Genomic DNA, 11,039 nt, shown 5'->3' on the forward strand with positions numbered 1-11,039 from the left:
GTCGGCGATTGGATCAACCGAGCCGGATCATCCTGCGCAACCTCCTGCGCCATCGCACCAAGGCCCTGCTCTCGATGGTCGGAATCGGGCTGTCCGGCGGACTCCTGCTGCTCGGGAGCTATCAGTTCGGTGCGGTCGACCACCTGCTCGACATCCAATACCGGCTGGTCATGAACATGGATGTCCATCTCAGCTTCACCGACCCCACACCCGAGCGGTCGCTGGCCGAGCTGCGCACCCTGCCCGGCGTGGCCTATGCGGAGGGCTATCGCAGCGTGCCCGTGCGCCTGATCAACGGGACCCGAGACTACCGCACCAGCATTCAAGGCATGGAGCCCGAGCCGCGTCTGCGCGGCTTGCTCGACGCCGACCATCGTCCGATCCGCCTGCCGCCCGAGGGCCTCCTGTTGACCCGCTTTCTGGCGGAAGACCTCGGGCTCGCACCCGGCGATGCACTCGAGGTCGAGATCATGGAAGGGCATCGCCGGACCCTCCGGGTCCCTCTGGCAGGCACCGTCGACGAGCCGATCGGCGTGAGCGCCTACATGGAGCGGCGCGCTCTGAACCGACTGATGGGCGAAGGCCCCGCCCTCTCCGGTGTCTGGCTGATGACCGACGCCGCGCAGCACGACCGGCTCTTCGCTCGTCTTTGGGAGGTGCCGCGTGTCGCCGGCATCGGCCTGATCGCGGATGCGGAGCGCCAATTTCGCGACTACATCGACGACACCGTGCTGGTGACAATGGGCATCCTGCTGCTGATGGCCGGCTCCATCACCTTCGCCGTGGTCTACAACAACGCGCGTATCGCCTTCTCGGAGCGCTCGCGCGAGCTGGCGACACTCCGGGTCCTCGGCTTCAGCCGCGCGGAGGTGAGCTGGATCCTCATCGGCGAGATCGCCGTCCTGACCCTTTTGGCCATCCCGCTGGGCTGGCTGATGGGCACCGGGTTCGCCGCGCTGCTCAGCACGGCCATGGCAATGGACATGTTCCGGGTACCCTTCGTCATCAGCCCGCAGACCTATGCCTTCTCCGCCGCCGGTGTGTTGCTGGCAACGGTGCTGTCGGTGCTCGCGATTGCACGACTGCTGGGGCGGCTGGACATGATTGCGGCGTTGAAGACCGTCGAGTAGGGATGAACCGCGTCCGGAGTGACCGATATCGGTTCGTGATGTCGTCGACCTCGACGCGGCTCAAGACGCTGGCGGTGACGTGGGTCAGGAGAAAACATTCGGGTCGTTCAGATCGTCAGACCACGCCACGTGAATTCGACGTACCGACCGGCACTGAACGGTGACGCGAGTTTAGGGGGATAATCGAGAGTATGTCCTTCCGAAAACAAATGATTGCAACCGTCGTCGGCCTAACCATCCTCGGCTTGCTCGCGCTCGCCTTGATGCCCTCTCCCGTGCCGGTCAGCGCGATTCGGGTCCGGCAGGACGTCTTCGTCGAGTCGGTCGAGGACGAGGGTCGTACACGCCTTCGCGACATCTATACCGTCTCTGCGCCGATCAGTGGCTATCTGCGGCGCGTGACGTTTGAGCCCGGGGACGCGGTCGCTGCCGATCAGGTGGTGTTCAAGCTGGAGCCCTTGCCGGCGCCGGCGCTCGACCCACGCTCGCGCGGTCAGGCCCGCGAGGCGCTCGCCGCAGCACAAGCCCATTTGGAGGAGGCGGAGGCAAACCTCTCGGCCCGGCAAACCGAATACGAGCTGGCCCGCACCGAATACGACCGCAGCGAGACACTGCACCGGCGCCAGCTCATCTCATCCGAGGAGCGGGGTCGGCGGCTCGCTCAGCGCGACGCCGCCGACGCCTCGGCACGCGCCGCGCGACACTCGGTGGAGGTCGCCCGTTTCGAGCTTGAATCGGCCCGCGCGCTCGTGGAGATCGCCGACGGCAAGCGCGCGCCGCGCGATCACCCGGTCCTGGGTGTCCGCGCCCCGATCGACGGGGTCGTCACCCAACGTCATCGCTGCTGCGAGGGGCCGGTGCAGTCCGGAGAGGCGGTGCTGGAGATCGGCGATCTCGACGCACTGGAGGTCAAGGTCGATCTACTGTCGGTCGACGCCGTGCGTGTGCGGCCGGGGATGCGGGTGATACTGGAGCGCTGGGGCGGCGAGGGTGCGCTGGAGGGAAAGGTCAGACTCGTGGAGCCCGCCGGGTTCGAGAAGATCTCGGCCCTGGGCGTGGAAGAGCAGCGGGTGCCGGTCTGGGTCGAGATCGTCACGCCGCGGGCTCGATGGCGTCATCTCGGGGACGGCTATCGGGTGGAGGCACGCTTCATCCTCTGGGAGGGCGAGGACGTGGTCCAGATCCCGACCAGCGCACTCTTTCGGCACCTGGACCGCTGGGCCGTCTTCGTCGCCGACGAGGGTCGGGCGCGCCTGCGCACGGTCGAGGTCGGACGGCGCAGCGGTCTTTGGACCCAGATCACCATGGGTCTTGAGCCGGGCGAGATCGTCGTCACCCATCCGGGCGATCGGGTGCACGACGGCGCACGCATTGCGGTCCAAATCCGGCCATATGCGTAACGGCCGCGCGGGCGACGTATCATGCGCAACGACGGGCTCGGGCGACGTCTGCTCGAAGCGCTCGCGGCGAAGGCGGCCGAAGGTGTGGATTGCTGCTTCCTGATCGACAGCTTCGGGGGCGCGGCCATCACCCCGCGGGTCATGGGCCATTGGCGCGCCCGCGGGGTGCGCATCACCGCCTTCAGCGCCCTGAGCGGCTGGCGCGACCGCTGGCGGCTCAACTTTCGGAATCATCGCAAGAACGTGATCGTGGACGGACGGGTGGGCTTCATCGGCGGGCACAATGTCGGCGACGAGTATCTCGGGAAGAATCCGAAATACGGCCGTTGGCGCGACACCCATGTGCGCGTCGAGGGTCCGACCGCACTGCAGCTCCAGATGGTCTTCGCGGCCGACTGGTATTTCACCACCGGCGAGATCCTGGACGCCAATTGGCAGCCGCACGATCCCGCCCCCGCGGACGCCGGCCAGCAGTCTCTCGTGCTCGCCTCCGGGCCTTCCGACCAACACGAGCGCTGCACGCACTTCTTTCTGCATGTCATCTCGATGGCAAAACGCCGGCTCTGGATCGCCAGTCCCTATTTCGTGCCTGACGAAGGCATCCTCCAGGCGCTGCAGCTCGCCGCGATCCGGGGTGTGGACGTGCGCATCCTCCTGTCCATGAAGCCGGATCAGTACCTGGTCTGGCTCGCCTCCTTCGCGCTGCTCAAGGAGCTGGATCATCCTCGGATCCATGTCCAACGCTTTACCGGTGGATTCCTCCACCACACCGGCAACGCGGCGAAGAAGAACGAGGGGCCGTCCCGCGCCTGATGCCCGTGGGGCCAGCTTCGGGTCGGCGGTCGAATGACGGTCCGGCACGTAACCCTCGCCGGGGGCCCGGAGCCAGGTTCTCCCCACGAATGCAAAGACCATCTCATGACCCCGATCGCCCCGCCCAATGCGACGGTCACGACCGCCGGCAACGACCGGTTCGGCGACTACGTGCGCGTCGGCCTGCCGCTCGTCGTCGTCGTGATGGCCGTGTCGGTGGCATTGGTGCCTTGGCCGTTTCCGTTTTAATATGAGCCGCGCCCGACCCCGTCTGTTCCTCAGTCGGAGTTCGGAAGTGGCCTGTCATCTGAGCCCAGGTCGTCGAGCGGCAGTCGTCGATGGCCCTCGAACACCGAAAGCACAACAACCGTGTCACCTTGCACGCGATAGACGATTCTGTAATTCCCCTCGACCAGTTCCCTGAACCCACTGCCGGGAAGCTCGGGCAGCGTGCGCCCCAAGCCGGGATGGTCCGCAAGACGTTGTGACCGTTCGATCAATCGGTCGATAAACCGCTCAGCAGTGGCCGGATCATCCCTGGCGATGTACTCCTCGATCTCTGCGAGCCGCTCAAAGGCCTGATCGGTCCAGAGGACCTTCATGCAACGGAGCGTCCTGCACGTCGTTCCGCGAGACGCTCGCGAAGGGTCGCGGTCTCCATGACCCGCCCGGCATCGGCGTCTTCGGCCCCGGCCAGCAGAGATTCGAAAAACCGCTCCCTATCACACATGCGATCGTATTCGACCGGCGACAGGACGACGCCCGCGGCCCGGCCGTTCTGCGTCACCACGAGTGGACCGGCGCCGTCGGCAAGTCGCTTGAGATGACGCGAGATCTGAGTCTTGAACTCGCCGACAGGCACGATACTCTCGGACACCGAGATGGGTTGCATAGCCTTTATTCCGTCTTGAATTAAGACCTGAATTTAGGGCTGTGCCTTCTTTCTGTCAAAGGCTTTCTGTCAAAGGCTTTCTGTTAAAGGGGTCTTTCAGGTCACCCCTCGATCGCCGCGGCCTCCTTGCGCCGGTGGGTCACCAACGCGGCGACGGCACAAGACGCAAGGCGGCTCTGGACCGAGTCGGCGCGGCTGGTGAGCGTGATCGGGACGCGCGCGCCCAGCACGATGCCGGCGGAGTCGGCGTTCATCAGGAAGGCGAGGCTCTTGGCGAGCAGATTGCCGGCTTCCAGATCGGGCACGACCAGGATGTCGGCGTACCCGGCGACCAGCCCTCCGATCCCTTTGATCCGCGCCGCCTCCGGGCTGATGGCGTTGTCGAGCGCGAGCGGTCCGTCGAGGATCCCGCCGGTGATCTGACCGCGGTCGGCCATCTTGCAGAGGGCGGCCGCCTCCACGGTCGACTGGAGCTTGGGGTTGACCTTCTCCATCGCGGACAGAATGGCGACCTTGGGGGTCTCGATTCCCAAGGCCCGCGCGAGATCGATCGCGTTCTGCACGGCGTGATGATGCCGGCCTTCGCGGCATCGACGGCCCCGCCCAGCGCTGCGGCGTTGCAGGGATGGACGACCGCGGTCGGTGCCGGCGGAATGGTTTCGACAGCGAAGATCAGACGCTGGAAATTGGTGTGCGTGACGGTGTTCATCTCAGTCGAGCGCCTTGCTCAACTGCGAAGCGGCAATCAGCAAGGGCGACCAAGAGGGACCGAACGGCGGCGCGTAAGCCAGGTCCATGTCGTAGATCTGCTCGGCGGTCATGCCGGCGTGGATCGCCGCCGCCGCGGTGTCGATCTTGTGCGCGGCGGCCTCGGGGCCGACCATGCAGCAGCCGAGCAGCTTGCGCGTCTTGCGCTCCCCGATCAGCCAGACCGAGAGCTTGCCGCCGCCGGGGTAGTAGCCGGCCCGGGTCGAGCCGACGATCTCAGCGGTTGCGGTGTCGTATCCGGCCGCATCGGCCTCCTCGCTCGACAGTCCGGTGCGCGCGATCTCAAGCCCGAAGAACTTGAACACGGCCGTGCCGAGCACCGGAGGCGCCGGACGTTGATGACCGAAGACGTTGTCGCCGGCGAGCTTACCCGCTCGATTCGCACGCAGCGCCAGCGGAAACCAGACCGACTCCCCGGTGATGGCGTGGATCGCGTCGGCGCAGTCGCCGGCCGCGTAGATGTGCTCCTCGGAGGTTCTCAGGTACGCGTCCACGGCGATCGCCCCGGCGGCCCCGAGCGCCAACCCGGCCGCAGCGGCCAGCTCGGACTCGGGCCGAACGCCGGTCGCGACGAGCACCAGATCGGCCTCGAGGCTCGCGTCGAAGGTCTCGACGGCGATGCCCGAGCCGCCTCGCTCGATCGTCTCGACCCGCGTGCCCAGCAGCATCTCGACCCCGTGCGCCTTCGCCTCCTCGAGCACGCGCGCGCGCAGCGTCTCGGGAAGCCAGGGCAGGATCTCCGGCAGGGCCTCCACCACGGTGACCTCGGCGCCCATCTCTCGGAAGTTCTCGGTCGCTTCAAGCCCGATATAGCCGGCGCCGATGACCACCACGCGCTTGGGCGGATGCGCCGCCATGGCGGCCTTGATGGTCCGTCCGTCGCCGATAGTCTTGAGCGGATAGGCGCCCTGCCCCCAAAGGGCGTCGAGCCCCTTGATCGGCGGCGCCCAGACCCGCGCGCCGGTGCAGATGATCAGCTTGTCGTAGCCGAGGACGAAATCGCCCTCGGCATTGCGACCGCCGACCTCGCGCCGGCTCGGGTCGATCCTCAGCACCTCGTGGCCGAGACGCACGTCGATGTTGCGCTCCTCTCGAAAACGCTGCGCCGAGACGACGAGAAGATCGTCCATGTCCGTGTCCGGAGGCAGCTTGTACGGCAGTCCGCAGGCACCGTAGGAGACGTCCTGCGTCTTCTCCAGAACCAGGATCTCGGCGTCCGGACGTGCCCGTCTGGCCTGACTCGCCGCGCTCATGCCCGCGGCCACGCCGCCGATGATCACTACTCTCATATTCGCTCCTCGAGGCCGCATGGTTCGGTTCGGTTGCCGCGCCGATGGTAGCGACCGGGCGGACGACCGACAAGGTCATGCTGCCCTCGGGGACGCCCGGACTGCCCTTCGGCCGACGCAAGCCATCGCTCACGAGCGACCGGCGCTCGATCCGTGTTTCCGGTAATATCCAGCCATCGACATCGACATGATGTCCCCTTGAATAAATGGGCTTTTTGCCTGAACCACGACAGGAGAACGCAGCGGTGACAACCAGAACAAAGGCGCACGACTCCCCGACAATCCTGATCGTCGGCGGCGTGGCGGGCGGCGCATCGGCGGCCGCGCGGGCCCGCCGTGTCAACGAGCATGCCCGGATCATCATGTTCGAGCGCGACCCCTATGTGTCCTTCGCCAACTGCGGCCTACCCTATTTCATCGGCGGCGAGATCGCCGATCGCGCCCAGCTCCTGGTCGCGACGCCGGAGCTGTTTCGCGATCGGTTTCTGATCGACGCACGCATCCGCCACGAGGTGATCGCGATCCACCGAGAGACCAAGCGGGTCCTGGTCAAGAATCTCGACACGGGCGAGCACTACGGGGAGGGCTACGACAAGCTCATCCTCTCGCCCGGTGCCGCGCCGATCGTGCCGCCGATCCCGGGTGCGACGGCACAAGGTGTCTTCAGCCTGCGCAATCTGGGGGACATGGACCGGATCATCGCCGGAATGGCGCACGCGAAAGAGGCCGTCGTGGTCGGTGCAGGCTACATCGGTCTGGAGGTCGCGGAGCAGTTCATCCGTCGGGGTCTGAAGGTCACGGTCGTGGAGCTGCAGAACCAGGTCATGCCCTTCTTCGATCGCGAGATCGCCGAGCCGCTCCACCGCGAGAGCGAGCGCAACGGGGTGCGACTCGAGCTCGGCCGCGGTGTCGCCGCGATCGAGCAGACCGACGGGGCCGTGTCCGGCGTGACCCTCGCCGACGGAACCCGCCTGCCGGCGGACCTGGTGCTGATGAGTATCGGCGTGCGCCCGAACGTGGCGCTCGCGGTGGAGGCCGGGCTGACCATCGGGGCCAGCGGCGGCGTCGCCACCGACGCCTACATGCGCACCTCGGACCCGGACATCTATGCGGTCGGGGATGCCGCCGAATACGCCTTCGGTCCGACCGGGGAGCGCATGCGGGTCCCGCTCGCCGGCATCGCCAATCGCACCGGTCGGCTGGCCGGCGAGCACGCCGCGACGGGGACCTCGCGCCCGGCCCCGGCGGCATGGAGCACCTCCGTGGTGCGCGTCTTCGGCTACGCCGCCGGGATCGCGGGTCTGTCGCTGCACGCGGCGCGGCAGGCCGGATTCGATGCGCGCGCGGTGCATATCGTCTCCTACCACCACGCGAGCTACTATCCGGGTGCGGCGCCGATCGGCATCAAGCTGGTCTACGAGACGGGTACGGGCCGCGTGCTCGGCGCGCAGGTGGTCGGCGCCGCGGGCGTGGACAAGCGTCTCGACATCGTCGCGACCCTGATCCACTTCAAGGGGACAATCGAGGATCTCGGGTCGCTGGATCTCGCCTACGCACCGCCCTTCGGCTCGGCCAAGGATCCGCTGCACATGGCCGCCTTCGTCGCACAGAACGACCTCGACGGGCTCGCGCCGCTGATCCAGCCGGACGCGGATCTCTCCGCCTTTCAGGTCGTGGATGTCCGCGAGGCGGCGGAGCTCGAGGAGCTTCCGCTGTGCGATGCGCCCCACGCCAAGCACATCCGACTCGACGATCTGCGCGACCGGCTCGGCGAGCTCGATCCTGCCTTGCCCACGGTGGTCTCCTGCCGTGGCGGGCAGCGCGCGTACGCGGCGGTGCGCATCCTGGCGCAGCATGGTTTTGCGGAGGTCTACAATCTCTCGGGCGCGGCGGCCATGCGGGACTTTGCGCTGAACCGTCGCTCCGGTGCCGAGCCCGCAACGCATGTCGACCTGCCGCGTCCCGAGCACCTGGTCGACGATGCCTGACCGCGCGGCCGGACAAAGCGACCCCTCTTTTCTTCCCGACCCGTCCATACACCGGACCGGCGTCGACACCGCCGCCGTCCATCACCACCACCGGAGAGACCACGCATGCTTTATCTCGATCTTCCGACCGCCGACGAGCTGGCCGACCTGGCCACCCAGCGCAACGACATCGCGGTGTCCATCATCCTGCCTACCACCCCGATCAGCACCGAAACGGACGCCGATCGCATCCTACTGAAGAATCTGACCAAGGAAGCACTCGCTCAACTGGAGGCTGCGGGGGCCGACAAGCGGCGCGTCAACGACCTGATCGAGGAGCTGGACGATCTCGTCGAGGACGACGAATTCTGGCGTTTCCAAGCCCACGGCTTGGTGGTCTTCGCCACGCCTGACAATCTGCGCACCTTCCGCGTCCCCAATGCAGTGGAGCCCTTGGTCAAGGTCTCCGACCGCTTTCATCTGAAACCCCTGCTGCGCTCGGTCAATTTCTGCAACAGCGGCTACGTCCTGGCCTTGGCCGACGGAGGCGTGCGCCTGATCGAGGTCTCGGCGGATCTGCCCGCAAGCGAGGTGAAGATCGCGGGGATGCCGACGGACGCCGCCTCGTCGGTCGGCGTGGCGAGCATCGCCACCCGCTCCTACAGCGGACGCATCGGCGGATCCGAGGGCAAGAAGGTCCGGCTGCGGCAATATGCGCGCAAGGTCGACGGTGCCCTGCGCGGACTCTTGGCCGGTAGCTCGGCCCCCTTGATCCTGGCCTCGGTCGAGAGCCTCGGCGCCATCTATCGCTCGGTCAACAGCTATCCACACCTGGTCGCCGAAGGGATCGAAGGCAATCCGGAGCGGATGTCGGGAACCGAGCTGGCCGCGGCCGCGCGCCCCATCCTGGACGCGCTCTACGCCAAGCAAATCACCGACTGGAACGCGCTCTTTCAACAACGCGTCAACGAGGACCGCTCCACCACCGACATCGCCCGCACCGCGCGTGCGGCCACCTTCGGCGCGGTCCAAAGCCTGCTGGTCGACATGGATCAAATCGTGAACGGCACAGTCGCTGAGTCGGACGGCACCGTCACCTTCGCGGCTGACGCGAGCGCCGACACCTACGGGGTCATCGACGATATCGCCCGCCGGGTCCTTCTGTCAGGGGGCGAGGTGTTGAGCGTGCGCGCGCAGGACATTCCGGAAGGCAAGGCGCTGGCGGCAATCCTGCGTTACGCCGTTTAAGGGCGCCGGTCCGCTGCCTCCTGCCTCCTGCCTCCTGCCTCCTGCCTCCAGCTCAGCCTGATCGAAGCTGGTGGCTGATGGCTGGTGGCTGGCGGCTGGCGGCTGACGGCTGGCGGCTGACGGCTCAGCTCACCACCGTGACCGGCCGATGCGCCGTGCGGATCACCGCATCCGACACGCTGCCGATGATCAGCTTCTGTACCTTACCCAGACCTCTGCGGCCCATCACGATCAAGGCGTCGGTGGCCTCCGCTGCGGCGACGATCTCCTCGCGCGGCTCGCCCCAGACACTCTTCTCTTCGATCGTCAAGTCGTCCGCTTTGCCGATCGCCTCCCGTGCCTTGCCGAAGGCGAGGTTGGCCGCGTCGTGACTGATGGCGTCGATCTCCGTGCGCGGGCGATGCGCCATGCCCAACAGCTCGTTGCTGGTCGGGGAGAACACGTGCAGAAGCTGGATCGGTGAGCCCGTGGCGCGCGCCAGATCGGCGGCGAACACGGCAGCGCGTGCGGCGCCCTCCGAACCATCCACCGGAACGATGATGATGTTGTAGTGTGAAACCATGCGTGTGGAACCTCCTTTGCACTTGAGAATCGAGCTGACTGCAACGTCCGGATCGGACAGGCGTCACTGAAATCGGAATAGGCCGACAGGGTAGACCGGCGTATGATTTCGCGGCGGCTCCGGACCCGCCGTTACCGGGATCCGAGCCTTTCACCGGCTTCGACACAGCCTACCGAGCCAAGTGCCATTATAGGAGATCACGCATGGCGAACGACCAGAATACGCCCGTCTTGCAGCATCCCGTGTTCGGCGATCTGAGCCGCAATTGGGGATGGCTTCTCGCATTCGGTATCCTCTCCATCATCCTCGGTACGGTCGGAATGGGGATGACGTTCGGCCTCACGCTCGTCAGCGTCGTGTTTTTCGGGGCACTGCTGATCGTCGGCGGAACCTTTCAGCTCGTCGATGCCTTCAAGTGCCAAGGTTGGAGGGGTGCACTCTGGCACATCTTGATCGCCCTGCTCTACATCGCGGGCGGACTGCTGATCGTCGTCGATCCGGTTCTTGCCTCCGAAACCCTCACGTTGGCGCTGGCCGGCGTCCTCATCGCCGTCGGCGTGTCGCGTGCCATCATGGCCCTCCAACATCGGGGACAGAACGGTTGGGGCTGGCTGGTGCTGTCGGGCCTGATCTCGATCGCGCTCGGCGCCATGATCATCGCCAAGTGGCCGATGTCCGGCATGTGGGTCATCGGTCTTTTTGTCGCCATCGAGCTGATCTTCAACGGCTGGGCCTATCTGTTCGTCGCGCTCGCCGCGCGTCGCGCCGGCCAGCTCGCCCGCTGACCCGTAGGATAGGTAGAGCGCAGCGAAACCCATCCTCCAAACCTCCTGTTGTTCCCCATCCTGATCCGCAAACCACCGGCAGTTTTCGCAGGAAGTATTCCACCGGTGATGTCGTTTTCCGGTGAGTGAATGCGGGGCCGCTCGACCGCGGATTTCTCGAGCGCGTCACCGGCGTGCATCCTCGC

The 11,039-nt window shown here is 66.4% G+C and carries 11 protein-coding genes and 1 pseudogene; 7 read left to right on the forward strand and 5 right to left on the reverse strand.

Annotation, left to right across the window (positions count from 1 at the left end; all coding sequences use genetic code 11):
* The 4 genes from VLR48_RS07175 to VLR48_RS07190 form a co-directional block, all read left to right on the forward strand.
* A partial coding sequence (locus VLR48_RS07175) for an ABC transporter permease (protein ID WP_325291123.1) occupies positions 1–1,130 on the forward strand: 1,130 nt, incomplete at its 5' end.
* A gap of 191 nt (positions 1,131–1,321) precedes the next feature.
* Positions 1,322–2,530, forward strand: coding sequence for an efflux RND transporter periplasmic adaptor subunit (locus VLR48_RS07180; RefSeq protein WP_325291124.1), 1,209 nt, complete (start codon positions 1,322–1,324; stop codon positions 2,528–2,530).
* Between the two features lie 21 nt (positions 2,531–2,551).
* Positions 2,552–3,343, forward strand: a complete 792-nt coding sequence (locus tag VLR48_RS07185) for a phospholipase D-like domain-containing protein (RefSeq protein WP_325291125.1) — start codon at positions 2,552–2,554, stop codon at positions 3,341–3,343.
* Between the two features lie 105 nt (positions 3,344–3,448).
* A complete protein-coding gene (locus tag VLR48_RS07190) occupies positions 3,449–3,592 on the forward strand; it encodes a hypothetical protein (protein ID WP_325291126.1) in 144 nt (47 codons plus the stop codon).
* A gap of 29 nt (positions 3,593–3,621) precedes the next feature.
* Here the strand turns inward: VLR48_RS07190 and VLR48_RS07195 are convergent, their stop codons facing one another.
* From VLR48_RS07195 to VLR48_RS07210, 4 genes and pseudogenes are all read right to left on the reverse strand, one after another.
* Positions 3,622–3,945 carry a type II toxin-antitoxin system RelE/ParE family toxin gene (locus tag VLR48_RS07195; RefSeq protein WP_325291127.1) on the reverse strand — a complete coding sequence of 108 codons (324 nt, stop codon included), beginning with the start codon at positions 3,943–3,945 and terminating at the stop codon, positions 3,622–3,624.
* Positions 3,942–4,235, reverse strand: coding sequence for a type II toxin-antitoxin system Phd/YefM family antitoxin (locus VLR48_RS07200; protein ID WP_325291128.1), 294 nt, complete (start codon positions 4,233–4,235; stop codon positions 3,942–3,944). Before VLR48_RS07200 ends, VLR48_RS07195 begins: the two co-directional genes overlap by 4 nt.
* 101 nt (positions 4,236–4,336) lie before the next feature.
* Positions 4,337–4,798, reverse strand: a pseudogene (locus VLR48_RS07205) (phosphate acyltransferase); the annotation flags it as partial.
* A gap of 147 nt (positions 4,799–4,945) precedes the next feature.
* Positions 4,946–6,292: an FAD-dependent oxidoreductase gene (locus tag VLR48_RS07210; RefSeq protein ID WP_325291129.1), complete on the reverse strand. Its 1,347-nt coding sequence runs from the start codon at positions 6,290–6,292 to the stop codon at positions 4,946–4,948.
* 245 nt (positions 6,293–6,537) lie between these two features.
* On the opposite strand from VLR48_RS07210, the gene VLR48_RS07215 reads away from it, so the two are divergent.
* The gene (locus VLR48_RS07215) at positions 6,538–8,280 is read left to right on the forward strand and encodes an FAD-dependent oxidoreductase (RefSeq protein ID WP_325291130.1); all 1,743 of its coding nucleotides are present in this window, start codon (positions 6,538–6,540) and stop codon (positions 8,278–8,280) included.
* 105 nt (positions 8,281–8,385) lie between these two features.
* Positions 8,386–9,507 carry a hypothetical protein gene (locus tag VLR48_RS07220; protein ID WP_325291131.1) on the forward strand — a complete coding sequence of 374 codons (1,122 nt, stop codon included), beginning with the start codon at positions 8,386–8,388 and terminating at the stop codon, positions 9,505–9,507.
* Positions 9,508–9,631: 124 nt separating this feature from the next.
* Here VLR48_RS07220 and VLR48_RS07225 read toward each other — a convergent pair whose 3' ends face one another.
* Positions 9,632–10,069 (reverse strand): universal stress protein, encoded by a 438-nt coding sequence (locus tag VLR48_RS07225; protein ID WP_325291132.1) that lies wholly within the window; start codon positions 10,067–10,069, stop codon positions 9,632–9,634.
* A gap of 203 nt (positions 10,070–10,272) precedes the next feature.
* On the opposite strand from VLR48_RS07225, the gene VLR48_RS07230 reads away from it, so the two are divergent.
* The gene (locus VLR48_RS07230; protein ID WP_325291133.1) at positions 10,273–10,854 is read left to right on the forward strand and encodes an HdeD family acid-resistance protein; all 582 of its coding nucleotides are present in this window, start codon (positions 10,273–10,275) and stop codon (positions 10,852–10,854) included.
* Positions 10,855–11,039 lie beyond the last annotated feature (185 nt).

The organism is Thiocapsa sp., assembly GCF_035467215.1.
Lineage (GTDB): Bacteria > Pseudomonadota > Gammaproteobacteria > Chromatiales > Chromatiaceae > Thiocapsa.

Coding starts and splice junctions, on each gene's coding strand:
- VLR48_RS07225 (WP_325291132.1), bottom strand. CDS start 10,069: ATGGTTTCACACTACAACATCATCATCGTTCCGGTGGATGGTTCGGAG.
- VLR48_RS07185 (WP_325291125.1), top strand. CDS start 2,552: ATGCGCAACGACGGGCTCGGGCGACGTCTGCTCGAAGCGCTCGCGGCG.
- VLR48_RS07210 (WP_325291129.1), bottom strand. CDS start 6,292: ATGAGAGTAGTGATCATCGGCGGCGTGGCCGCGGGCATGAGCGCGGCG.
- VLR48_RS07230 (WP_325291133.1), top strand. CDS start 10,273: ATGGCGAACGACCAGAATACGCCCGTCTTGCAGCATCCCGTGTTCGGC.
- VLR48_RS07195 (WP_325291127.1), bottom strand. CDS start 3,945: ATGAAGGTCCTCTGGACCGATCAGGCCTTTGAGCGGCTCGCAGAGATC.
- VLR48_RS07220 (WP_325291131.1), top strand. CDS start 8,386: ATGCTTTATCTCGATCTTCCGACCGCCGACGAGCTGGCCGACCTGGCC.
- VLR48_RS07180 (WP_325291124.1), top strand. CDS start 1,322: ATGTCCTTCCGAAAACAAATGATTGCAACCGTCGTCGGCCTAACCATC.
- VLR48_RS07200 (WP_325291128.1), bottom strand. CDS start 4,235: ATGCAACCCATCTCGGTGTCCGAGAGTATCGTGCCTGTCGGCGAGTTC.
- VLR48_RS07190 (WP_325291126.1), top strand. CDS start 3,449: ATGACCCCGATCGCCCCGCCCAATGCGACGGTCACGACCGCCGGCAAC.